This is a genomic window from Sphingobacterium sp. UBA5670, assembly GCF_002420705.1.
Lineage (GTDB): Bacteria > Bacteroidota > Bacteroidia > Sphingobacteriales > Sphingobacteriaceae > Sphingobacterium.
This window is the reverse complement of the sequence record NZ_DIIM01000018.1, coordinates 259,315-284,800: the sequence shown is the minus strand read 5'-3', so window position 1 is coordinate 284,800 and position 25,486 is coordinate 259,315. Positions and strand designations below refer to the sequence as shown.

The window sequence follows — 25,486 nt, the reverse complement described above, 5'->3', positions numbered from 1 at the left end:
ATTACCAATCTTGATTTTGCGGCAGTAATGCCGGGTTCATTTCAATCTCTTGCCCTGGTATTGGCCAAAGCTTATGACGGCTTTGGTAACCCCGGGTGACGAGATTGTCTCCAGTAATACTTTTTTCGATGTAATCTTTGGAAACGCTTTCTAAGAGGTTCCAGCGCTTAAGATCAAAATAACGCCATCCTTCACCTGCTAGTTCTACGGCCCGTTCGTGCTGGATACGTTTACTCATATCTGCTTTGCTGCCGACAACCAAAAATGAGCTGCCACTATTTAGTGCTGGCATTTTAGAGCGTGTACGTACTTTGTTAAGTTCGGTAATCGCTTTATCCAGTTGATTGGATTCGTTGTACGCTTCCGAAAGCATTAGCAGCACATCGCCCAGACGAATGATCGGGAAATTGATTGGTGTATGTGCACGATCGGTAATAGCGCCTTTTAGGTTCCCTTCAGGAACAAATTTCCGCCATAGATAGGTATACCAGCCTCGGTTGTTGCGAATCTGACCAAAGTTTTCGTTCACACCGGTTGCCAAAATCAGCTGCATATCTCGTTCTTTATTGGCATTCCACCCCAGGTAATGCGAATAAGGAACGATAAGTGTCTGATTCATCCGCGGGTCGCGGTTTGCATAGATCTGGCGCAATTTCGCTGTATCGGGTACCTTGGTCAGCGAGCCACCTGATTGCGTAGACTCCATCGCTTGTTTTTTGACCGCATTATCGGTGGTATAGTTGGGGAAATAATCATTCCAGTTAAAGGGGCTTCCATCGCGGTTTTCGTAACGGTCTGCAAGGCGTGTGCTCGGCATACAGTTGTTCCAGTCGCTACCAAAGGTCGAACGTGTTCCCATATAGAAGGCCATGGGCATCCCATAGGGGAATCCGGTGCCGCCCATATTCTGAATCGCAAAAATCATCTCTGCCGATTGATCGCCATCCATGGTGAATAAAGCGGAGTAGCTTGTACTTAAACTATAGCCATAGGTATTGGTCTTGTTGTAAACAATCTCTTCAAAATCCCGGATCGCTCCGGCCCAATCTTTATTGTAAAGGGCTACTTTCCCTCTTAACGCATAGGCTGCACCTTTGGTGATCCGCCCGTAATATTTTGCATCGTAGTTTACCGGCAATTTCTCAATCGCATAATTCAGGTCATTGAGGATAAACTTATTGACATCTTCTACAGATGAACGACTGTTTTTAAGATCTGCAAAGTCTTTGTTTAAGTCGACAGTTTCATCGTATATCGGCAGGGCACCATACAGATTGGTGAGCTGGAAATACATCAGTGCCCGTAAGAACTTCGCTTCGGCGATAAAACCTTCCTGTTTTGCTTTATCGATGGTCATAGGCTGAATGTGTGCGATCGCATGATTACACCGCTGGATGAGATCATAACCTGCCTGCCATCTATCTACAATAATTGACGAGCGGTCCGTAAATGTACCGCTGATTACTTCGCCCAAACCGGGAGGATCATAGCCCAGACCGATATCGGTGAGCCCATCGTAGGAAAACTGCAAGCCAAAGGTGGCTTCTTTCTTTAAGTCATTATAACAACCTAATACGCCGGCTAAGGCCTGGTCTTCGTTTTGCCAGAATGTGCTAGCACTTACCTGGCTATAAGGGTTGGTATCAAGCTTATAACAAGATGATAATGCAATGCATCCGGCTATGAGTAGTGAAATCTTTTTCATGAGATTTAATTAATTATTCATGATATGTTTTATGTTTAAAGGCATTCAAACGGCCTTTTCAACTATTGTTCATAATTTATCTATTGCAGGGATACCCCGTTGCTTTATCAAAAAGATAAGCTAACTCCAAAGACGGCTTGTTTCATTGTCGGATAATTAGTGCCGCTGATCTCCGGATCAAAACCTTTATATTTGGTAATCGTCCAGAAATTTTCCAACGACGCAAATACACGTAGGTTTTGTAGCTGTATCCGTTTGGTGATATCGTTTGGAATGGTATAACCCAACTGGATATTTTTTACACGGATAAAGGCTTTGTTCTGCAGCCAGAAATCACTGTTTTTGGTATTTCTTGTATCCGTATACGGCAGCAATCGCGGAAACTTGGCATCTGTTGCACCTTCGGTCCATCGGCCATCAGCAATCTCCTGATTGATCTGGTAACCCCAGCGAACTGTAGGTGTGTAATAGCCATCTGTCCAGACCACTTTGTTGCCCGCATTTCCCTGTAGGAAGACGGAGAAATCAAATCCTTTATAATCGAATCCCATGTTAAAACCATAGGTCATACGGGGAGCTGTGCCATGCCCAACAGGGACCCGGTCATTGTCGTTGATGATACCGTCACCGTTGGTGTCTCTATATAAAAGATCTCCTTTTTTTGGGGTGCCATAAGATGCAAATGGATTGACTTTTTGATTGGTAGTCGGATCGATTGGCGCATTGTCGATCATCTGCTGTACCAGCTGCATATCCGCATCCGTCTGTAAAATGCGATCGGTCAACAGGATATACTGGGTATTGATGGCATAGCCTTCCTGAAGTAGATTGGATCCTGAGATAGACTTGTCATTGCCTTTAAACTTGACCACTTTATTGTCGATGAAAGTAAAGTTGCCGCCAATATTGAATTTAAAGTTGTCACCAATTTTATCACGGTAAGTCAAATTCAGCTCGATCCCATTATTACGTACTTTCGCTGCATTGGTGCGCGGTATTGTTGCATTCCCAACGACCAGCGGAGCCGGAAGATTAATTAAGATATTATCCGTTACTTTATTGAAGACGTCAATGGAACCGCCGAGTTTGTAGTTGAAGAGATCAAAATCCAAACCTGCATTGAGGATATAGGTATTTTCCCAAGTTAGGAAGGGATTGCTCAATACCGTCTGCGCAAATCCCACATAGAGCTGGTTATTTAATACATAGTTTGCTGGATTATAAAGAGCCTGATATTCATAGTTATTTATTGTCGCGTTTTTACGGAAAGACTCATCGGTGGTTCCGTTGTTACCCAAGGCACCATAGGAAGCACGGAATTTCAAGCTGGGCATCCATTTGATATCGTAGAAGTCTTCTGAAGAAACTTTCCAGCCAAAGGACGCTGAGGGGAATGTTCCCCATCTACTTTTTCCAGTCATGAAACGTGATGAACCGTCCGTACGTAAGTTTGCTTCCAAAAGATATTTGTCATCCCAAGACAGGTTGATTCGACCGAAAAAGGAACGCATCGCCCAATCGGTGATGTTTCCAGATGCCGAGGCATCCATCGTTGCCGCATTCAGCACCGTTAGCGAAGGATCTACAAGATCCAATTTGGAGGCCGCAAACCAGCCATCTTTAAAATACTCCTGGCTGGCACCGACCATGACCTCATAGTTCAATTTCTCAAACAGCTTGTTTTTATATTTGGCAATTCCATCCATGTAGTAACGGTAGGATTTGATGGATTCGTTGGTAACCGAAGAACGGCCCGTACCCGCCGAGGCAATTGTATTGGTCAAAAAGTTCCAGCGGTCATTGAATACCGGTTGGGAATAAACGAAATCGTCATCATATGTATAGGTGTATGATCCCTCAATAGAGAGTCCTTCGATAGGTTTCAGTTTTCCGTAAAAGCGTGACACGAAACGGTTTTTGTTGATGTTACCTTTCTGCGCATAAAGGCGGTGGAGCACATTGTTGGACTGTGGGTCATCTTCCGGATTGTTTGGTGAACCAAACCGTCCATCCGGCGCACGAAGTACCATTCCTGGGGTACTTGCTGCAGCAAAAGTAAATACATCATCGATGATGTTGGTACCAATATCTGTTTTGGAAACGACAGCATTGATATTGGCTCCCAAAGTTAACCAGGGTTTTACATCAGCTTCTAGATTAATACGTCCGGTATGACGTTTATAGGTTGCCTGTTCGATGATTCCAGGGTTGTTGAGGAGACCATAGGAGCCAAAGAACTTGATTTTGTCACTACCTCCGGTAAAGGAAAGGTTATGGTTTTGGCTGATTTTGTTCTGGAAAAGGTCCGAAACCCAGTCTGTATTTGGATATTTCAATGGGTCCTGTCCTGCGTTTTGCCGCCAAAGATCGATTTTCTCCTGGGAAAATATAGGCTTGGCATTCGGATCGCCATTACGGTAACCTTCATTGATCAGTTCCATGTAATTGGCATAGTTGGAAACCATTCCAATGGTATTGGATGGTTTCTGGCTTGAGAAATAATTATTATAAATAACCTTAAACTGCTCTGATTTACCTTTTTTCGTTGTAATAAGGATAACACCATTGGCAGCCCTCGAACCATAAATCGAAGCAGAAGCAGCATCTTTCAAAACTGATATGCTTTCTACATCTTGTGGGTTGATTAGGTTCATGTCGCCAATAACACCGTCGATCACGACAAGCGGATTAGCATTATTGAGCGTTCCTTGTCCACGAACACGAAGTGTACCCCCATCGCTGCCCGGTCTACCAGACCCCTGATTAACATATAATCCCGGTGCTTGTCCAGCCAAGCCCGCAGATAAGGACGTGACCGGTCTGCTTTCCACAACTTCGGACATCTGGATAGAAGAAACGGAACCGGTTACATTTTCTTTTTTCTGTGTACCGAAACCGACAACAACAACTTCGTCAAGTCCCTTAGATTCACTATCCAGGGTAATGGTAAGCAGACTTCCAGCTTGCGCCCTGCTTTCGATACTTTTATAACCGATGCTGGTGAACATCAATGTTGCTTCGATCTGCTGACTCTTGATTTCAAATGAACCGCTTGCACTGGTAGAAGTCGCGGTATTGGTTCCTTTAACCTGAACGGTGACATTGGCAATGCCTTTGCCATCTTTGTCTACAACCTTACCCCGAAAGGTTGTCTGCTGGATGGCCATGGAAAGTTTGCTGCTAGTTATAACAGGTGCAAATGGTGTGGCTTGTGTTGCCAGATTGGATACGACCAACAGGCAGGATAATGGTATTGCCGGATACATCCAACGATTTTTCGAAACGGATGCGTTCTTGATCTTGATCATAGGCTTTTAGATTTAATTGGTCTGAAAATTGAATTTTCTATAAAGTGAATTTACAGTATTGGTAGGGAACAAAAACGGTGTTTTTTCGCAATCGTTTTCGTAAAAGCTGGCCTAAAAACCTCAAAATTTATGGATAATATTAGTTTAACAATGTAAAACTTCAGGGCGTACTCGGATCAATAATCCGAAGGTTGATGTAGCGTACTTAAAGGATTTTCATTTTAGGGACACTATCTTGTTGATATGGAGTTCCAGAAAGGTATAGCCAATTTGGTTGCAAAATGGGGCGATTATGAATCCGGAGGTTCTATACGCAACCGCTCCTTAGGTATTTCGATAGGTTATCGTTTCTAGCAGGGTGCTAAAGCAAGAATTTGCTGTTGCCGTTCGAAGAATTGGTCCCGTTTGATCAATCCAATCGTCTGTCTCCAAAGCTTATTATTTGGAAACAGACGATTGGATGTAGCTCTTTTGATTAGGTTTGTTGCAATCTGTATTAGAATTCAATGCGGTAGTTAATTGTTGGAATAATACCGGTCCATTTTTGCGGTTCAATGATACGTTTACTGAAATTATAATGCATTCCAACCGTATTTTCTCTGTTGAGGAGATTCTGAATGTCTAATATAAACAAGTGGCTCACCTTTCTCCGGTTAATACGATAACTCGAGGAAAAATCAACCCTTACATAAGGAGCTGCGGTTAGTGTATTGATGCGATCTTGGTCAATAATTTCTTCATCCAGACGGAGCGATTCTTCCGCTAGAACTGGTGAATATTTTCTTCCACCTGCATAGATTAATTTGGTATTAAGACCGAACAGATTACTTTTATTCTTTCCAACCGCCCATTCTTTTCCCAAAAGCAAATTACCAATATAACGTGTATTAAATGTCGTATTGTATTCCTTTCCATTGAGCGCTTTGAACTTGGAATCAAACAGGGAGGTAGTTGCTATAAAGTAATAGCCCTGGCTTAATGACTTCTCTAGCGTGAGCTCAATACCGTAATTTTTCCCGGTTCCTTTATTGACAAGCTGCCGGTAGCTTGAGGTGCCAATAGCTGCAATATCCGATACATTGAGTAAGGAGAAGTTTACCTCAGGGTCAGTCGATACCGGAACATCATAGAGGTGCTGGTAATATATTTCTGTTTTAAATCGGAGCGTTCTGCTCAGGTTCTTTTCATAGCCGATAACGGCTTGAGCAGACCGAGTAGGAGAAAGGAGCTTGTTTGGCTCAGCGCTTGTCTGATTGCCACTTTTGGCAAAATAGTAAGCCAAAGGCTCCAATCGGTTATAAAGACCTGTTCCAAAGGAAATGGTTTGATCTGCTGCAACGCGCCAGTTTAGGCCGAGCCTTGGCTCGAAAGCCCAAGTTTTGCTCAAGGCAAAGTAATTGGCATGTACTCCTGTGTTTAGCGTTAGTTTATCGTTCAAAACTGTTTTTAACTGTGCAAAAGCATCATATGTACTTGTATTTCCATTTTCTTTAATGCGCTCCCGCAAGGTGGCAAGTTCGGTGTCGTAGGTTAGCGCGTAGAGGTCATAACGTAATAAGCTTGCATTTAAACCTGCTCTAAGAGTGTTTTTACTGTTGGCACGATAATTTAACGTACCCGCATAGCGAATGGCTGTATTCGTGAATTTGTCTTTGTGATAGAGGCTTGAAACATAGTCTCGTGTTAAGGTATCGGTCGTGTTGGCGTTCCGGCTAATGGACATAGAAGCGATATTGGTAAAATACAATCTGTCGTTCGCAATATATTGATGTTTTAGTCCTGCACTTCCGGCGTTGAATTTTAAGTCCAGATCCTGGGCATCTGTTCGTTCTTCCCATTTTTCGTAATTGCGCTCTGCAGTCTGTTTGAGCTTTCCTAATCCGCCTATACCGAATAAGGAAAAAGTTCCGGCCTTTTTTGTCGGAAATACAAAATTGAAAGAGAGATCCTGATATTTGGGGACGCCTGTGTCCGAAACTTTTACTCCTACTTTTTCCAAAAGGCTCAACGAAGAATAGCGATAACTAATCAAATAGGAGGCGTCACTTCCTTTTTTGAAAGGCCCTTCCAAAGTTGCTCCTACGCCCAAAACGCCGACATTGAAAGTATATTCACGTTTATCGGTATTTCCTCTGCGAAACCTGAGGTCAAAAACACCTGCCGTTGCATTGTTATACTCCGCAGCAAGTCCGCCTGTGTAGAAATCAGATTTTCCCAATACCATGGTATTGAGCATACTGATCCCGCCCCCTGCAGCGCCTTCGGCTCCGAAATGATTGGGGTTGATAATTTCGATACCTTCCAGCCGCCATTGTAAGCTTTTAGGGGAATTCCCTCGAACGATAATTTCATTATCATCGCCTCCTGCAGCAACACCGGGAAAGCTCTGTGCCATACGGGCAGGATCAAAAAAAGCTCCTGCATAACGATTTGTCTCTTCGGGCGAAAATGAGCGCCCACTAGTCATCGCCATTTGATTGAGCGGCTGTTTTCCGGCATCGGCATAGACAACAGCTTCGTTCAATGAATTTATTTGCGACTCCATTTCTACGTTGATCGTATTCTCCCGGCCGCTGGTAATGAGTAATTCGGAGAATTCTTCTGGTTTGTAACCGGCCATGCGAACTTGAAGCTGTTGACGCCCGACGGGAACTTTCTGTAGTCGGAATATACCCTGTGTGTCTGTACTTGCCGATTTTGTGCCATCATTGGATGAGATAACAATGGTCGCACCTGCAAGAGGTAGTCTGGTGTCCTTATCTATAACTGTTCCTTTGACAGTTTCGGTCACTGTCTGATTTTTGATCTTCGGTGATGCTGGATGCTGGGCTAATGTAAGTCCTGCCTGAAGCGATAGCGCAATGAGTAAGATTGGCGATAGTTTCATAAAAGATTAGTTTTATCTTTATGACAGCTGAGTTTCTGTTTACCCTTAGCTCTCTTCCATTTTTGTTTCTCGCTCCGCTGAGCTGACTGATCCAGCTTTGGTTCAAAAGCTCCAGGGGAAATTTTAGGTGCTTTTTCGATGAATAGTTATTAACAAAGATACTATTGATTATAAGTGAATTAACATAGTTGTCAACATTTTTTTGTTTTGACGTTAGCGCTATTGTCTAAACTTGAAAAAATAAAACATTGCAAATGTTTTTAACAAAATATCTTCTCTGTATTAGAAAGTTAACATGTTTATTAACAATTAGGCAGATGCTTTTATACAAATTGGACTACATAGTATATTCAAGTAAAAGTTTCCTCAAAAATTAACATTTTGATAATCTAGCGAGCCTATCTTTGTCAAGTGAAAACTACCGAAGCCAATGTAGATAACCGCTATGTATTGCGTTTTAAAGACGGTGACCCTACCGCCTTTACCTATTTCTTTGAGCTGTATTGGGAGGATCTATACATTGTTGCTTTTCGCCATCTTCAGGAAGAGGCACAGGCTAAGGATCTTGTGCAGGAAGTTTTTATCCATATCTGGGAAAAACGATCACTGATCAACAGTGAATACGATTCCATAAAATTTTATTTCCATAAAGCACTTAAAAACAGGATACTGAATTACTACGCCACCGAACGTGTACGGAAACAGGTGCTGGAGAAATCAGTGGAACGCATGGAGTCTTTTTCAAATTTGGACACGCAGGCATTCGCCAGATATCAGGCACTGGAAGCTATTGTGGAGGACTCGATCAGCAAATTACCTCAATTGATGCAGTCTGTCTATTTGATGCGTTCCGATAATTGTTCCATCGCACAAATTGCGAAAGAACTTAATCTTGCGGAACAAACAGTCAAAAACTACTTGTCCGAAGCCAAGAAGATGATGCGTAACGACTTAACACAGCGATTTGCAAACCACGATTCTATCTTTTTAGCGTTGGCCGGCAGTTATTTACTTCATTATTATTTAATATAAAAAACATATTTAATTAAAGTACTTTCTGTGTTCTGACCTGTATTAGTATAAAAATTAATACAAGTGAATTTAGAGCGCTTTAAACTTATCATAGCAGATTACCTTGGCGGAAAGTTGACCGACGAGGAGAAAGATCGTGTCGACGGCTGGTATGAGTCCATTTCAAATGAAGATATTGATCCTTTCACAGATGCAAATCATCGGGATAGCATCAGGCATGAACTATTTCTTCGTGTTGGAGTAACCGCTCCATCTGTCAAGACCAAAAAGATGCCGGTTAGAAAACTTATTCGGCGATCTGCAGCAGCAGCTATTCTGATACTGGCTGCTGGCAGTCTGTTATTGTTGCAGCATAACCCCTTGTTTCTTTCTCCGAAGCGAATGGAGAGCGCCACAGCGCTCACGGAAATGGTGACCAAAGCAGGTGAATTGAAAGAAATCCAACTGCCTGATGGAACATCTATTTTTTTGAATGGAAACGCACGTATTCACTATGATCGTAAAAGCTTTGTGTCAAATAGAAAATTCTTCTTAGATCGGGGCGAAGCCTTCTTCCGGGTCAAAAGGGATGCTTTACATCCATTTAAGATAGAAACAGGCAGTGTTTCCGTAGAAGTTCTTGGAACGTCATTCAACGTAAACAATTCGATGACTGCTAAACAGGTGACTGTCGAGGTTAAAACTGGACGCGTAAGTGTTTCAAGTGAAAAAAATGGGGAGAATCATATTCTCACGCCAGGTAAGGCTGTGCGGTATAACTTGGCTAAAAATCACTTTGAAACCTTCGATAAGGATCCCGCATCCATCAATCTTTGGACACATGGCGGAATGCTGCTGAATAATGTCGGTTTCGAGGAGCTGAAAGAAATTATTTATAACCGTTATGCTGTTGTACTGGTTGCCAATAATCTGGCTACAGATACATTCAATTATTCGCTGATGATACCTCAGGTACAGTCGTTAGATCAAGTGCTGAATATCGTTTGCAGCATTCATCAAATCAAATTTAGGAGGGAGAAAAATGAAATAATCTTATACAAATAAGCTGTAGGGGTAGATCAGCATCTTTTATCTGCTCAAGAAAAGTGCTCACCTGGCAAACCGCTAAATCGACCAGTGAGCACCTGAATATTCATGTTTAAAACATTCATACAAATATATGTATAAAATAATTAAGCTTACCAGCCTTGCGACCAAGCTTGCTCTTTGTTCTATGGTCTCCGGTGCTGTAACCAGTAGCCAGGCCAAGGGACTGGATAGGATCAGCACGGCACATTGGGATAATATCAATATCCATCTCTTGAATGGTAACGCCGCTCAGGCAATACTGCAGTTATCAAAACAAACAGGCCAAGCTATCGGCTACGACAGGAACATGCTCCAATTGGAGCGGATTTCAATTGCAGAAAAAACATTCCGGAATGCAAGTTTCGAAGAGGTGCTCAATTATATTCTAAATGGGACTAATATTAAGTCGAAAAAAGTTGCAGGTGGCATCGTCCTTGTGAAAAACGGCAATAAACAAGAGCTGTATGACCTGAAATTACAGCTTGTCGACCGTAAAAACCAACCCATCAGCGGAGCTTCCGTTCGAATTCCGCTGACTGGACAAAGTGCGTCGTCTAATGCGCAAGGTGAGGTGGCCATTAAATTAGCACCAGGTGTATATGATGTCACAGTGACCCACGTTGGCTATGCTAAAAAAGAGCTGAACAGTCTGAGAGTCGATGCCAGCAATGTGAAAGTATATCCGGTAACCTTGACCGAAGATGACAATGAATTGGATGAGGTGGTTGTAACCGCGCTGGGCATCAAACGTCAGGATCGTTCACTCGGCTATGCCGTCGGTAAAATCAAGGGTGAGGACATCAATCGGGTCAACAATGATAATTTCCTGGTGGGGATGGCTGGCAAGGTACCCGGGGTTTCAATCAGCGCTACTGGACCGACTGGCTCCAGTGTAAATATGGTAATCCGGGGAGCATCGTCGTTGAGTACAGATAATCAGCCGTTGTTTGTGGTTGACGGTGTGCCGCTGATGAATAGCTTAAATAATATTGGTCAGATTGGCGATGATAACAAAGTCGATTATGGCAACGCAATCGCCAATATCAACCCCGAAGATATTGACAATATCTCTATCTTAAAAGGGCCAAGTGCGGCAGCTCTTTACGGTTCACGAGCAGGAAATGGTGTGGTGCTGATTACGACCAAAACTGGTAAAAATGCAGAGAAGATGACGATTGCTGTCACGAGCAATACAGTATTCGATATTCCTTATAAATTTATTGATCTTCACAACAAATTTGCAAGTGGTACAATGCCCTGGAGACCGGGTGATCTACCGGGTAATCTGGTGATTGAAGAGGAATCAAGTGTGATGGTGGGGCCTGCTTTGGATAAGGGTTATAAAGCTGTCCAATGGAATAGCCCTCTTGATGAGAATGGCAAGCCTATTCCTACAGAATTAAAATCTTATCCAAATAATATCAAGAACTTTGTTCAAACAGGGATCACAAGTACCAATGGAATTTCCTTGAGCAACAGAAGTGAAAAACTAGATTATCGTTTTTCTTATTCCAATATGACCAATAAGGGAATTATACCCAATTCGGATCTGTTCAGAAATACCTTGAATATCAATTCGACCATGCGCCTCCGTAAGAGCCTGACATTGGGACTTGCACTTGATGCCAGTAGAAATAACTCCAACAACAGACCTGCAGGCAATCGGGGTACTAATCCTATGCAGGCGGCCTATGAGGTTGCACCTCATATCAATATCCTGGATTTGCAGGACTATTGGCTGCCGGGACAGGAGCAGATCCAACAGCGTTCGCAGTCAATAGGAAATCACAATAACCCTTATTTTCTTGCCTATGGTGTGAACAATGCTTTTACGAGAGATCGCGTTTTTGGAAATCTAAGATTAGATTGGACCATAAAGAGCGACTGGACAGCTATGCTGAGGTACGCAACGGATATCTATTGGGAAAACAGGGAAACAAAAATCCCTTATAGTTACACCAACGAACCTAGAGGTGCTTATGGGATTGTTAATCTGATGAATATGGAACAGAATATAGACTTTCTGACCACGTATAGCAAAAAATTGGCTGCCTTTCAGTTCACAGGCTCATTGGGTGGAAACCTGCGCTATAACCGTGGTAAATCTGTGCAAAACACATCAAAGAATGGTGCTGGACTCATCACACCGGGGCTCTATACATTGGCTAATATTAGTCCGCTCAATCTGGATTTCTACAGCACAATTTCCGAAAGAGCCATAAATAGCGTTTACGGACTGATTAACTTAAGTTATCGGGATATGGTTTACCTTGATGTAACGGGCCGCAATGATTGGTCCAGTACCCTGCCTGTAAACAATCGATCCTATTTCTATCCGTCAGCATCCCTCAGTGCGCTGGCCAATCAGGTTTTTTCGCTACCTAAAAGTATCAATTTGGCCAAGCTGAGAGCTGGTATCGCGCGTGTCGGGAATGATACTTATCCCTATAACCTCTCCAATGTACTGAGTAACCCTGGCAGCTGGGGGGATGTGTTGCGGTTGACACGCTCGGGTTCACTGCTGGTGCCTAATCTGAAACCTGAAATCGCCACCTCTTACGAGTTTGGCTTTGACCTGGGCCTGTGGAATAACAGGCTGAAGTTTGAAGGGACCTATTATAAACTGGAGAACAAAAACCAAATTATTTCGACAACGCTTCCGGGCTCAAGCGGCTTCAATTCAAAAAATATCAATGCTGGATTATTGAGCAGCCGAGGAATTGAACTAGCTCTATCCGGACGGCCTATTGCCAAGGAAAAATGGTCATGGGATGTGGGTGTCAATTGGCACCGCAATCGTACACGTATCGATGAACTTTCTGAGGGTGTAGAATTTTATACGTTCTGGACCGACGGCCGGGGTGGAGCACGTACCTATGTTGGTGAGGAAATTGGGGATCTATACGATTCTCAGCTAGTGACAGTTGAGGATCAATCATCGCCTTATTACGGTTTTCCCATTCTCGATAAAAACGGTTCCTGGCAGGCTGTGCGTATCAACAATAGCCGCAATAAAATTGGCAACTTCAATCCGGATTTCACCATGGGGTTGCAATCAAGTCTCCGTTATAAAAAATGGACGATGAATATTGCTGCAGATATGCGTTTTGGCGGGAAATTTATGTCGCAGACTTACCGCTATTTTGAATCTAACTTAACTACACAGCGCTTTCTCGATCAGATGATCAATCCCAATGGAATGACAGGCGAAACACTTCGCAATTATTTGGTGGATAATAACCTCGTCCGTGTACAAGGCAATCGTTATCCCATTGTTGGTGGGCCAGGAGAAGAGTATGGTGGTTATCCGATCAGTGTAGGTGGCATGGTTGGCAATTTTGGAGTGTTTAATCCAGGTGTTATCGCGCAATATGACGATAAAGGTAACATTACCGGATATACAGAAAATCTTGGCGGCGAAGGAACAAAATATATCGCTTACTCAGACAATTATCCTTGGGATTTTATGAATGCAGCGACATTTGACGCTTCTTTTATTAAACTTCGGGAATTGTCATTTAGCTACGATTTATCGGGAAAATGGCTAAAACGTCTCGGGATAGAAAATGGCAGTGTAGGGGTATATACCCGTAACCTGATCTTGTGGACCAAAGCGAAAGTGGGCATAGATCCGGAAATGGCCTTTCAGCCAGAAACCGGTGTTGGATTTAAACAGGGGATCGAACGTTATAATGTTACACCCTGGTCAATGCCTATTGGATTTAAAGTTAATGTGACATTTTAATACACGAAATTATCATGAAAAATCAGTTGAATAGATTCACAATGGCGGTAATTGGCTTGGGGATCGTATGGAATATTTCAGCTTGTAAAGATCTGACTGAACTTAATATCAACCCGAATGGGGTAAGTGAAGAGGATGCAAATCCCAATCTGTTATTGCCGACGATATTGACAGGAACAGCAAAAAGATACAATGAATTGAGCTTTTCAGATCTTGGGGGAGTCATGCAGCATACCCAATTTGATGCTTGGTTCGATTCACATAATGATTATGAATGGACTGGAGGAATTTTGAGCTGGGACTCCTATTATGGTTTTCTACGCGACAATGAGCTTATGCGTAAACGTGCTGAGAAATTAGGGCTAGATTTCCATAAAGGAGTTTCTCTGGTGATGCGAGCTTATCTCTTTGGATTGGTTAGTGATCTATGGGGGGACGCACCGTATACAGATGCGTTGAAAGCAGAATTGGGAGACGCGGTATACAATTTTCCGAAATATGACAGCCAGGAAGTTATCTATAAAGGAATTATCGACGAATTGAAAGAAGCCAACGAACTTCTATCACGACCTGATGGTTCCTATGAGGTGCTGGCTAATGCGGATGTGTACTTTGGGGGCAAGGCTTCGAAATGGCGCCAGTTTGCCAATTCGTTAGCACTACGGTATTATATGCGTCTTTCGGAAAAGTCCCCGGCTTTTGCCAAACAGGGGGTTGAAAATATTGTGGCCAATGTGGATAAATTTCCCCTCATTACCAGTTCGACCGATGATGTACTGATGGACTTTGTTGGAAATAATGCAAATGACTCCTGGCCTTCCAATACCTTATATGATGCCAGTGGAAGTAACTACAGACGGATGAAAATGTGTGCGACCTTGGTCGATAGGCTACAGGAACTTGGCGATCCGCGTTTAGCAGTATGGGGAAGAAAGGTCGACACCCCTATTGAAGTCCGCAATAGCGAACCTGCAGGTACCGATAAAATTGTCAATGGAGTCCGTGTCGTGTCGCCAGATGTCGTTAAAGGCATTCCAATTGATACGGATAAGGAATATGTTGGATTACCTCCAAGTGGTTCTAAAAATCCTTCGGCTTATAACCTCAATCCGACGCCCGGACAGACATCGATCAATCCACATGTTTCTTACCTCAATGATAGCTATCGCTCGGCAAAAGGAGATCTGTTGAAGGCAAGATTGCTTTCGGCTGCAGAAGTAAATTTCATTTTAGCAGAGGCAGCCTGGAAAGGCTGGACTATGCCCGCTTCAACCCGTACCTACTATGAACGTGCGATTCAAGAATCTTTAACCAGTTGGGGAAAGACGGCCGAATATTCCAATTATATCCTTCAGAAAGGGGTGAGTTTTGAAAACAGTCAAGCGCAAATTATTGAACAAAAATGGATCGCAAGCTGGTCAACAGCCGCACAGTCGTGGTTCGACTATAGACGGACGGGATACCCTGCACTAAAAGCAGGACCTGCGGCCATTCGTACAAAGCTTCCTGTGCGTGTTCCTTATATGCAGACTGAAATGAGTGTAAATCAAAAAAATGCTGAAGAGGCCTTGAAACGTATTGAAAAGACGGCGTATTCACAGGCCGATAATGAAAATAGTGCATGGTCAAAGCCTTGGTTACTACAAGGAACAAACAAGCCATGGTAATTACTGAACGTAAATAGGAAGTCATTAAAACGAGCAATCAAATCGCTTATAAAATCAATACTACAATGAAAATAAAACATCTTCTTTTTGTCATTGGCTTGTGCTGTACTTTATTTGAAGGCAAAAGCCAGACAACTACCGTGTATAAACAGCCGGATCGGATTACGCTGACCTGGTCCGATGATCCAAGCCATACGCAATCTGTGTCTTGGCGCGTAAATGCTAAGGAGGGCAAAATCATCGGTCAGATTGCCGAAGAGCAAGGCAGTCCTGAACTTGAAGCAAAGGCATTAATGGTACAGGGGGCAGCAATCTCGCTCGATAGAGAACAGCAACAGGATACCTATGGACAGGTAACTTTCCGTGATTTAAAACCTGGTACGACCTATGCTTATCGCGTTGGCGACGGTACGAATTGGAGCCCTTGGAATCAATTCAGGACAGCAGAGCTTTCGGGCGCTTTTTCCTTTATTTATTTGGGGGATGCGCAGAATGACTTACGTTCACGGTGGTCACGTGCCATTCGTCGTGCGTTTCAGCAGGATGCAAATGCCCGTTTTATTGTTCATGCCGGGGATTTGATCAATCGTTCGAATGCCGACGAGGAGTGGGCCGAATGGCATGAGGCAGCAGGGTTTATTCATCAAATGATCCCAGCTGTTCCGACCCCGGGGAATCATGAGTACCGCCGAGATTCACTTGGCAAACTTGTATTGGATCCGCATTGGAAAGTTCAGTTTAACTTGCCGAAGAATGGACCTGAGGGTATGCAGGATGCTGTTTATTACCTGGATTACCAGGACCTGCGCATGATCTCTCTAAATTCACAATTGATTATGCTGGACTCGGCAGCTGCAGCAACACAGGAAAAATGGTTGGAAAAGGTGCTTGCGTCCTCAACCAAAAAATGGAATATTGTTGTGCTGCACCACCCTGTTTATTCAACAGCAAAAAATCGTGATAACACGATCTTAAGGGAACGTTTCAAATCGATTTTTGAAAAATATGGGGTTGATTTGGTTCTTCAGGGCCACGATCATACCTATGCTCGTGGCGGACTGGGCAAAAAAAGACCTATTTATCTCCTGTCTGTAGCGGGACCTAAGATGTATGAATCAGATTCTGAGCGCTGGATGGAAGTTGCGACCTCACAGACACAATTGTATCAAGTGATCAGGCTGACGGCCAATAAACTTTATTTTTCAAGTTACAAGCTGAATGGTCAGTTATTTGATTCATTCGAGTTGTCGAAAAAATAAAAATGATTGGCACCAATGAGGCGATTGTAAATTAATTGAAGCCAAACAGTGAGCTTCTACCTGATAACGGAATAAAAAGTTTGCTTAAAAAAATAGCGATACAGCAATGAAAAAGATTTTATTTTCTACTATCTTGTTGAGTATGATAGTAAGTTCTACTACCCATTTATATGGCCAGTCGATAGCGCTGATAAAAAAGCTCGATGAAAAAAGTTTACATGTCGCTGCTCACCGCGGAGCCCATCTGGAGCAGCCTGAAAACTCTATTGCTGCTATCGAGGAGGCTATTCGGCTGGGGGCTTCAGTGGTAGAGGTGGATGTTAGGGCAACCAAAGATGGTGTACTTGTGCTGATGCATGATAAAACGGTGAACCGTACTTCAAATGGACAGGGAGAGGTTGCTAAACTAACGTATGCGGAGCTTCAACAGTTCCACTTACGCAAAAAGGCAAATGGTGAAGCCTCAGATCATGTTATACCAACCTTATCGGAAGCTTTGCGCGTTGCAAAGGGAAAAATTATTGTTGATCTCGATTTTAAAGAAGATCGCAAAAAGTTTATTAAGAAAACCTATGCGCTTGTTGAACAGGAGGGGATGGAAGACCAGGTCCTGTTTTTTCTTTACGATTACAAAGACATGCCCAAGATTTACAAATTCAATCCAACGATAACGCTTTTTCCGAGGGCACGTAGTATGAAGGATCTAGAGGCCATACTAAAGATGAAATTAACCTCAATTGTCCATCTTGATGAATCATTTACTGATACCGAAAAACTTAATGCATTGCGCAAACAGGGCATATATTTTTGGATGAATAGTTTGGGGGAATATGACGACAAAGCAGAACAGGAGGGAAAGGAAGCTTATCGATCTTTTTTCGAGAAATATCCTTTTGTACGTCTTATTCAAACAGATCATCCTAGTTTGTGGCGCGAAGTGCTTTCCGGCTCATAGTCTATTTTTATCTGTTTAGTTAAAAATGCTTGATTTTATTGTAGCGATATTGTTAGAACGATCGTCATAAAGATATAACTAATGGAAACCGCAATGAATAAATTATTTACGGGCAGTTTTGCTATTCTCTTTTTACTAACGGGCTGTAGTAAGGAAAATGAAGTGACTGTATCTATGGATGTTCAAAAACAGCTGGAAAGTTTTGAATGGAGTACTATCGTGTCTGCGAAAGGGACGACAAACGAGCAATTGAAGCATAAACCGAAAGATTGTGAAAAGGATAATGTGTATACGTTTACATTTTCTGAATCAGCTAATAAGTTCACTGTCAATCGTGGTAAAGAACTATGTGGGGATGATAAGCTAACATTTGAAAGTTTGATTTTTGCTGAACAACAGCATCGCGCATTTACCTATGATAAAGAGAAGAAAAGTATCAAGTTTGCTGATAGTGATCCATACCAAAGTTATGAGGTACAGATTGATGGTGATCAGCTCATATTAATTTCGCGCAATAATAATCCTCTAGCATATGTACTACCAATTGAATTCTATTTTCAACGTAAGCGAGCGGCAACAAAATAAGTAGTATATTTCCTTTAACATTCAAAAGAGAGACGGCTTGCCGTCTTTCTTTTTTTGTTCAGATATGCATGGATAAAATCTCATTCTACTCACTGGATCAATTTCTACTGCTCGTTTATGTAGTGCTGATCTCGCAATGTACGAGAAGGAATTTCGTGTATTTTGCGATTTGTTTTCCTTCATTTCAGCAGGTAATTTAAAATATACCGTTGATTGTGCTGTTTTATGTTAATGCAGTTTACATCGATGATGCCGCTATATCGATTATTAAAAGAACAAGGAATCAAAATTTAACTTGATTATTTCTGCTAAATCGTTAATTTAGTGTTTTTGAAACCGGTTGCATAAACCGGTTGATGTGATATATTCAGATCATGGCAAAGAATAGAAAATAGAAAAACAATAATCTAATATGAAAGTCCGTATATTACTTTTGACCGCAATGACCTCATTGCTCTGTCCACAGCTCCAAGCCCAGCAATTCCCTTATAAAAATAGTACTTTGCCTACTGAAAAACGCGTAAACGACCTATTGGGAAGAATGACTGTCGAAGAAAAAGTCGGACAATTGAGTAAACTGCTGGGATGGGATATGTATTCCAAGAACGGAAAGCAGGTGACAATCAGTGATAAATTACGAAAAGCAGTAAAAGAACAACATATCGGATTATTGTGGGCGACCTTACGTGCCGATCCCTGGACACAGAAAACACTGCTGAATGGTCTAAATCCCGTAGAAGCTGCGCGCGCTACAAATGCAATCCAACGGTATATGGTGGATAGTACACGACTGGGCATTCCATTGTTATTGTCTGAGGAGGCGCCACATGGACATATGGCGATTGGTGCAACAGTGTTCCCTACCGCGATCGGACAGGCGAGTACATGGAACCCGCGGTTGATTCAGGATATGGCATCAACAATCGCCATGGAGACTTATGCCGTGGGTGGTAAAAACGGCTACGGTCCTGTATTAGATTTAGCACGAGATCCACGTTGGTCGCGTACTGAAGAGACCTATGGAGAGGATCCCTATCTCATCGGACAAATGGGCACAGCAATGATCCGTGGTTTTCAAGGGGATAAATTAGGCGATCGGGATAAAATAATAGGTACCCTGAAACACTTTGTAGCCTATGCAGCTCCTGACGGCGGCCACAATGGTGAGTCTGTATCCTTTGGTGAGCGAAGCCTGAGACAGTATTTTCTGCCGCCTTTTGAGCGTGCTGTAAAATCGGGAGCTGGGTCGGTGATGACGGCATATAATAGTATTGATGGTATTCCTTGTTCTGCCAATCCATGGCTATTAAAAGACATCTTACGTAAAGACTTGGGATTTAGTGGTTTTGTTGTGTCCGATCTATTGAGCATATCGGGGCTTAATGGGGGGCATGCCACTGCTGCTACCGCTGAAGAAGCGGCTTCACAGAGTATACATGCTGGACTGGATGTTGACTTAAGCGGAACGGGCTATGGTCCTAATCTGCTCAAGGCTGTGCAGCAAGGGCTTGTTGAACCTGCCGTTCTTGATACAGCAGTAGCCCGTGTATTGCGTATGAAGTTCAATCTTGGGCTTTTCGATCGTCCTTATGTAGATGAGAAATTGGTTGCTCAAAAAGTTGCCACCGTACAAAATAAAACGGTGGCACGGCAGGTTGCTAGAGAGTCTATTGTTTTGCTTAAAAACGATCAGCATATACTACCCTTAAGTAAATCGCTCAAGCGAATTGCAGTCATTGGGCCGAATGCCGATAATACCTATAATCAGCTGGGCGACTATACTGCTCCACAGGCAGAAGGTAAAGTGCAGACCTTGCTGACGGGAATCCGGGCGGCAGTCGATAAAAATACCAAGATCGATTATGTTAAAGGATGTGCGATCCGTGATACCAGCAATTCAGATATCGCTGCCGCTGTCGCAGCCGCAGAGCAGGCCGATGCAGTGGTCTTAGTGCTTGGGGGTTCGAGCGCACGTGATTTTAAAACCTCGTATCAAGCAACTGGAGCAGCTAATGTTGATCCCAATACCGTGAGTGATATGGAAAGCGGAGAAGGCTTTGATCGTGTTTCCCTTGATATGATGGGCGATCAGATCAAGTTGCTGAAAGCAATACAGGCGACTGGAAAACCCGTTGTACTTGTAACGATTATGGGGAGACCATTGAACCTGAATTGGGCAGTTGAACATGTACCGGCAATTGTGAATGCCTGGTACCCCGGACAGGAGGGCGGCTTGGCAATTGCAGATGTCTTGTTTGGCGATTACAATCCGGCTGGAAGATTACCGATTTCGGTACCACGTTCGGTAGGGCAACTTCCTGTGCACTATAACCATACAAAACCCAAACACCACGATTATGTGGAAATGTCGGCCAAACCATTATATGCTTTTGGTTATGGGTTGAGCTACAGTAGTTTTGATTACAGTAATTTACAGGTCAACCTGAAAGAGAACGGAGATGATTTCCTTTGTACAGTGTCATTCGATGTCGCTAACAAGGGTAAATTGGCTGGTGACGAGGTTGCGCAATTATATGTTGTTGATGAGGTAAGTTCTGTCGTAACGCCGGTCATGCAGCTGAAGCGATTTGAACGTAAAAACATTGCGGCAGGGACGACAGCGAGCTATTCTTTTCAATTGAGCAAAGAAGACCTCAAATTATGGAGTACAAGCAACGCATGGAAGACCGAGAAAGGAAAGTTTAAATTCTTAGTAGGAGCATCTTCCGATGATATCCGCCTCAAGGGTGAAATGGAATTAACGAGGGACTATTAATCCTAAACCACAAACTATACTTAAAAAGGGCAGTCCATTTGGACTGCCTTTCTTGTTTCATTTCAACTGTATCTCCTCTTGTTCCATTTCAATTACTCGACATCCACAGAATTAGAGGTTGATTTTTGGGATTCTTTTTTCTGGATAGTCTGATAGGTAGATCACTTTTTTAGATCTATTTATACGGTATTAGTTGGAGCTATTTTATTTAAGCACAATATGCTTAATGCTTTTTCTATTCCAAGTATAAGTAATATGAATTAGGCCTTTTGCATCCTGGATAATTGTTGGATATGAATATTCATCGTTCTTTACCCCATCTTCCAAGGTCAGGACATCTTTCCATTGTAAGCCATCCTTCGATATGGCTACGTGAAGCTTTGTACGTCCTTCCCACCAGTCGTTGCCAGCTATGGCTGGATTGAAGACGATCATCAATAAGCCATTCTTTAAACGGATAGCGTCGGTGGCTGAATTGGGATTGAGCAGGTTTGTTGCTTGCCAGGGGCCCCAGGTAAGGCCTTGATCTGTCGAAAAAGCGGCCATCACCTTATTTTCTTTACTTCGACAGAGCACCTGAATGCGTCCATCTGCGTGTTGGATCACACTTGGCTGAATGACCTGTATGCTGGTGTCGGGGCGTATCTCGCTGATGGACCAGGAACGGCCATGATCTCGGCTGATTTCCAGGTGTGCTTTCCAGATTTCTTCTTTGGATTCCGTACTGGAGGGGGAGAGCAGCAATCCTTTTTTCAGGGTGAGCGGTTTATTTTTGATAGGCCCCAGTATGCCATCGGGCAATTGCTGCGGTGCAGACCAGGTCGTTCCTTTATTCAGCGAATGTTTGACATAGCCTTTCCATTCTCTGGGGTTGAGCCCTATTTTATAATACAAAGAGAGGGTGTCACTGTGCGGGTATTGATAGAAGACAGGATTCCATGTTGGAAAGCGGTTGTCACCAAGGATACCATCTGCAATCTGTACAGGACGTTGCCATTGTCCATGGCTATACAGTGAACTCCATATGACAACATCGGGGTTAGATTCATGTGTACCGCCAAACCAGGCCGCCAATAGGCTGTCTTTTCCGATGGGTTGGATTGTAGATGCATGGCATTGTTTGAAGGGAACCTGTCCTGCTTGGAAAATCTGTTCTGATTGGACGATTTGCGGTTTATAGGTTGCGCATGAAGATAGTATTAGTGTGAGTAATGTTGAAAATAGGACAATTTTTTTCATTGGAATTTAAGGTTTTAAAAACCGGATAGTGAATTTATTCTTATTTTTTAGGAAAGAAGCATAGCGGCTTGGATGTTGGCAGATTGACACCTTTTATTAGAAGTGTCTATGGTTGTTTGAATAGTCGATTGCCGTTGGATTATTTCCAACGGCAATTTGTCTTATTTACTTTGCAATTGAATTGCCGTAGCATAGCTAAATCTTGTACTCGGGCTTCTCAAGGTAATTTGATTACCGCGTTGGGACCAGTCCAATTTGCCTTTATGGCCTAGGATTGCAATCTTTTTTACACTGAAATTATCAGGTACCTGAAAGACGTATTCATTGGGCTGCTGGTAAGCATCTCCTTCAGAAAGGTGGAACACATTGACCACTTTACTATCTTTGCTTCTGGTGTAATAATAGTCTCCTTGGTGATAAGGTGCAATCGTACGTGTTGCAAATACAGCCGTTTGATTGATTTTCATCCAAGCAGCTAGTTCGTTCAAGCGATCGTATGCAGCCTGGTCGTAATCTCCAGTAGGACCGGGCGCTATATTCAAAAGATAGTTTCCGCCACGGGAAATGATCTTTACCAATGTTTCAACAATCTTTTTGGTCGGTTTGTATTGGTCGTTAGGAACGTAGCTGAACGAATTTCCCATTGTAATACAACTTTCCCAGGGGATATCCAAAGGGTGTTCAGGAATCGCCTGCTCAGGTGTGACATAATTTTCCCAGTTTCCGGGAACAGTACGGTCAACGACGATAATACCAGGTTGATTTTTTCTTGCCATGCCACCGATGCGGTCCATGTCAATATTTTGGTCCATTTTGATCGTCTGTTGCCAATCAACGGATTTATCGACTGTCTCAAGAGGACGAACTTGTCCGCCATCCAACCAAAGGATATCGACTTTGCCATATTCGGAAGTTAATTCATTGATTTGATTGTAGGTAAAATCTTTGAATTTTTGCCAGCGATCCGGGTATTTTTTAGGATCATAATTTACATTTCTATCTTTTGGTGGGAAGTATGACCACCAGTAGTAATCAGAGTGCCAGTCTGGTTTGGAGAAATAAGCACCAATTTTAAATCCATCGTTTCGGAAGGTGTTGAAGATCTCTTTGGTCACGTTTGCTTTTGGATTTGTCGAAAATGGTGTTTTGGAAGAGGTGATTTTATAATCTGACTCTTTGGTATCGAACATCGCAAATCCATCGTGATGTTTAGTCGTAAAGACGACATATTTCATGCCGGCAGCTTTTGCCGCGTCGGCCCATTTTTGCGGGTTAAAATCTGTTGGATTAAAGGTTGTCTGTAGATTTTCGTAGTTCTTGAGGTATTCGAAATAGGTTTTACCATGTTCGGGTTTGCGCTGGGTCCAGCCTTCATCTTCAGGACAGATGCTCCAGCTCTCCACGATTCCCCATTGGCTGTAGGTCCCCCAGTGCATAAAAAGGCCAAACTTCATATCTTGCCATTGTTCGAGATTTTCAATCACTAAGGGATCTGTTGGCTTTTGATAGCCATTAGATACGTTATGTGCTTGGCCAAACGCTAGCATTGTGCTTGAAGCGATCAGCGCGGTGGATATAATGGTTTTTAGTTTTTGCATGGATAAAGATAATGAAAATGATAAAAAGAAGGCCACCTTAGGTGGCCTTCTTATAGATAGATGTAGTTTAATATGTTTAGTTTACGTCCCAGAAAAGTTTGGTATCTGGCGTATCTTTACTTTTTACTTCCTCATAATTTTTTGCATTGTATGTTGCTTCTGCTTGTGGCAAAGTCAACCTAACAGGAACAGTTTTCTGTCTATCGGTAGTAAAAGTAGGGATGGTAAACTTCGGGTAGTCCAAACGACGTTGCTCTGACCAATTTTGTACAGCCTGAAACAGGTTGAAATGTAGCCATTTTTGCGTTGCGATCAATTGGATCTTATTCGACACATTATCCCAATTTACAGCGGCTACGAAATCAGTGATTTGCTTTGCAGTAGGTACTGCAGCTTTAGCGATAGTAGCGTCGTCACTTTTCTGACTAATTTTCGTATACAGATCAACAGATTCTTTGAGTGCTGTTTCGAATACAGTTTTAGCTGCAGCATTGTTATTGTGTCTGCTATAGTATTCTGCTAAGAGGAAGTTAACTTCCGATGCGGTTACCAACAGACCAGGAAGAAATCTGTTACGTGAAATTGTGTTCCGATGTAAGAAGCTTAACGTTGTTCCTCTGACTAAAATATTTTGTTCTGCAGAAGAAGCGCTCTGATCGAGACCGATGTATACACCGTTCGCAGTTGATCCCGTTTCAAATAATAGCTGGCGTCTTGGATCGCTGATCTTATTCATTTCATCGATCATATACTTACTTGAAATGTTCGAATACCAGCCATCAGTTTCAAAAGCGCCTTTTATATCCTCGGATTTAATGTCTGAACTTGTATTGAAAATATCCAATTGTGCATTTTCACTATTTGTTAGAATAAGTGGAAAAGTTGTTTGATTTTCTACAATTTGAGCTAGTTCTGTCGCCGCCCTGGCAGAAAATTGAGAATTTTCAGATACGCGCGTCAACATTCTCAAACGAAGTGAATTACAGTATTTTTTCCATAAAGTAAGATCACCATTATTAATTAAATCCTGCGTTTTAAAGGTAGATGCAAAAGTTTGTGGAACAGTTATGGAATTAAGTTCTGTACTGATCGCTTTTAAGTCATCTAGCATAGTTGTGTAGATATCCTCAGCTTTATCATATTTAGGATAAGAAATTGTGTAATCTCCACCATTTCCCATTAGTTTACCAGCTTCTGTCCAAGGGATGTCTCCAACCAAATCTACCATTTGTTGTGTTTGGTCGTAGAATAAAATCTTAGCTGCCAAAGCCATTGAACGTTTTTGAGTTTTATCTGCATCACTCAAAGCATCATATAGGCGAACAAATTCTTTATATTGAGCTAAGCCTGCGTAATATTTATTCCAGCGTTCTTCGATTGCCGCAGAACCTGGAACTAATTGATTCGCTTGATTTATGGATCCTAGATTCTGTATATATAAATTAATTGTAGGACGTAATGTGATAAAATAATTTCCATATGTTGGAATGATTAATGCCCTAAAGTCATAGATCATTCCTGTAAATTGCTTTTCTGGCGTAGACTCAGAAACTTTACCCGGATTTTCATAATATTCTCCAAATGAATCTTTTTTACAAGATGTTATTGTCGATATGGATGCTGCCAATAGGCCACAAATAAAAAGTTGTTTTTTCATTGTCG

At 42.5% G+C, this 25,486-nt stretch carries 14 protein-coding genes; 8 read left to right on the top strand and 6 right to left on the bottom strand.

Annotation, left to right across the window (positions count from 1 at the left end; all coding sequences use genetic code 11):
* Position 1: 1 nt before the first annotated feature.
* The 3 genes from B3C94_RS15495 to B3C94_RS15485 all read right to left on the bottom strand — a co-directional run bounded on the left by B3C94_RS15495 (position 2) and on the right by B3C94_RS15485 (position 7,900).
* Positions 2-1,705, bottom strand: coding sequence for a RagB/SusD family nutrient uptake outer membrane protein (locus B3C94_RS15495; RefSeq protein WP_293905218.1), 1,704 nt, complete (start codon positions 1,703-1,705; stop codon positions 2-4).
* Between the two features lie 107 nt (positions 1,706-1,812).
* On the bottom strand, positions 1,813-5,013 hold the full coding sequence (locus B3C94_RS15490) for a SusC/RagA family TonB-linked outer membrane protein (RefSeq protein ID WP_293905216.1): 3,201 nt from the start codon (positions 5,011-5,013) through the stop codon (positions 1,813-1,815).
* Between the two features lie 496 nt (positions 5,014-5,509).
* A complete protein-coding gene (locus tag B3C94_RS15485) occupies positions 5,510-7,900 on the bottom strand; it encodes a TonB-dependent receptor (protein WP_293905214.1) in 2,391 nt (796 codons plus the stop codon).
* Positions 7,901-8,311: 411 nt separating this feature from the next.
* On the opposite strand from B3C94_RS15485, the gene B3C94_RS15480 reads away from it, so the two are divergent.
* The 8 genes from B3C94_RS15480 to B3C94_RS15445 all read left to right on the top strand — a co-directional run bounded on the left by B3C94_RS15480 (position 8,312) and on the right by B3C94_RS15445 (position 20,987).
* Positions 8,312-8,932, top strand: coding sequence for an RNA polymerase sigma factor (locus B3C94_RS15480; protein ID WP_293905212.1), 621 nt, complete (start codon positions 8,312-8,314; stop codon positions 8,930-8,932).
* A gap of 63 nt (positions 8,933-8,995) precedes the next feature.
* Entirely contained in the window at positions 8,996-9,976 is a 981-nt protein-coding gene (locus B3C94_RS15475; protein ID WP_293905210.1) for a FecR family protein, read from the top strand.
* A gap of 115 nt (positions 9,977-10,091) precedes the next feature.
* Positions 10,092-13,745, top strand: a complete 3,654-nt coding sequence (locus B3C94_RS15470) for a SusC/RagA family TonB-linked outer membrane protein (protein ID WP_293905208.1) — start codon at positions 10,092-10,094, stop codon at positions 13,743-13,745.
* Positions 13,746-13,759: 14 nt separating this feature from the next.
* Entirely contained in the window at positions 13,760-15,412 is a 1,653-nt protein-coding gene (locus tag B3C94_RS15465; protein WP_293905206.1) for a SusD/RagB family nutrient-binding outer membrane lipoprotein, read from the top strand.
* Between the two features lie 65 nt (positions 15,413-15,477).
* A complete protein-coding gene (locus B3C94_RS15460; RefSeq protein ID WP_293905204.1) occupies positions 15,478-16,671 on the top strand; it encodes a purple acid phosphatase family protein in 1,194 nt (397 codons plus the stop codon).
* A 106-nt stretch (positions 16,672-16,777) separates the two neighbouring features.
* Positions 16,778-17,626 carry a glycerophosphodiester phosphodiesterase family protein gene (locus B3C94_RS15455; protein ID WP_293905202.1) on the top strand — a complete coding sequence of 283 codons (849 nt, stop codon included), beginning with the start codon at positions 16,778-16,780 and terminating at the stop codon, positions 17,624-17,626.
* Between the two features lie 81 nt (positions 17,627-17,707).
* On the top strand, positions 17,708-18,211 hold the full coding sequence (locus B3C94_RS15450; RefSeq protein ID WP_293905200.1) for a hypothetical protein: 504 nt from the start codon (positions 17,708-17,710) through the stop codon (positions 18,209-18,211).
* Positions 18,212-18,623: 412 nt separating this feature from the next.
* Positions 18,624-20,987, top strand: a complete 2,364-nt coding sequence (locus tag B3C94_RS15445) for a glycoside hydrolase family 3 N-terminal domain-containing protein (protein WP_293905198.1) — start codon at positions 18,624-18,626, stop codon at positions 20,985-20,987.
* A 204-nt stretch (positions 20,988-21,191) separates the two neighbouring features.
* On the opposite strand, the gene B3C94_RS15440 is transcribed toward B3C94_RS15445, so the two are convergent.
* From B3C94_RS15440 to B3C94_RS15430, 3 genes are all read right to left on the bottom strand, one after another.
* Entirely contained in the window at positions 21,192-22,226 is a 1,035-nt protein-coding gene (locus B3C94_RS15440) for a sialidase family protein (RefSeq protein WP_293905196.1), read from the bottom strand.
* 161 nt (positions 22,227-22,387) lie between these two features.
* On the bottom strand, positions 22,388-23,824 hold the full coding sequence (locus B3C94_RS15435) for an alpha-L-fucosidase (RefSeq protein ID WP_293905194.1): 1,437 nt from the start codon (positions 23,822-23,824) through the stop codon (positions 22,388-22,390).
* Positions 23,825-23,900: 76 nt separating this feature from the next.
* Entirely contained in the window at positions 23,901-25,481 is a 1,581-nt protein-coding gene (locus B3C94_RS15430) for a SusD/RagB family nutrient-binding outer membrane lipoprotein (protein ID WP_293905192.1), read from the bottom strand.
* Between the last annotated feature and the right edge of the window lie 5 nt (positions 25,482-25,486).

Excerpts from the sequence above, each read along its gene's own strand:
- B3C94_RS15430 (WP_293905192.1), bottom strand. The coding sequence starts at position 25,481 with ATGAAAAAACAACTTTTTATTTGTGGCCTATTGGCAGCATCCATATCG.
- B3C94_RS15445 (WP_293905198.1), top strand. The coding sequence starts at position 18,624 with ATGAAAGTCCGTATATTACTTTTGACCGCAATGACCTCATTGCTCTGT.
- B3C94_RS15485 (WP_293905214.1), bottom strand. The coding sequence starts at position 7,900 with ATGAAACTATCGCCAATCTTACTCATTGCGCTATCGCTTCAGGCAGGA.
- B3C94_RS15460 (WP_293905204.1), top strand. The coding sequence starts at position 15,478 with ATGAAAATAAAACATCTTCTTTTTGTCATTGGCTTGTGCTGTACTTTA.
- B3C94_RS15465 (WP_293905206.1), top strand. The coding sequence starts at position 13,760 with ATGAAAAATCAGTTGAATAGATTCACAATGGCGGTAATTGGCTTGGGG.
- B3C94_RS15440 (WP_293905196.1), bottom strand. The coding sequence starts at position 22,226 with ATGAAAAAAATTGTCCTATTTTCAACATTACTCACACTAATACTATCT.
- B3C94_RS15455 (WP_293905202.1), top strand. The coding sequence starts at position 16,778 with ATGAAAAAGATTTTATTTTCTACTATCTTGTTGAGTATGATAGTAAGT.
- B3C94_RS15470 (WP_293905208.1), top strand. The coding sequence starts at position 10,092 with ATGTATAAAATAATTAAGCTTACCAGCCTTGCGACCAAGCTTGCTCTT.
- B3C94_RS15435 (WP_293905194.1), bottom strand. The coding sequence starts at position 23,824 with ATGCAAAAACTAAAAACCATTATATCCACCGCGCTGATCGCTTCAAGC.
- B3C94_RS15450 (WP_293905200.1), top strand. The coding sequence starts at position 17,708 with ATGGAAACCGCAATGAATAAATTATTTACGGGCAGTTTTGCTATTCTC.
- B3C94_RS15495 (WP_293905218.1), bottom strand. The coding sequence starts at position 1,705 with ATGAAAAAGATTTCACTACTCATAGCCGGATGCATTGCATTATCATCT.
- B3C94_RS15490 (WP_293905216.1), bottom strand. The coding sequence starts at position 5,013 with ATGATCAAGATCAAGAACGCATCCGTTTCGAAAAATCGTTGGATGTAT.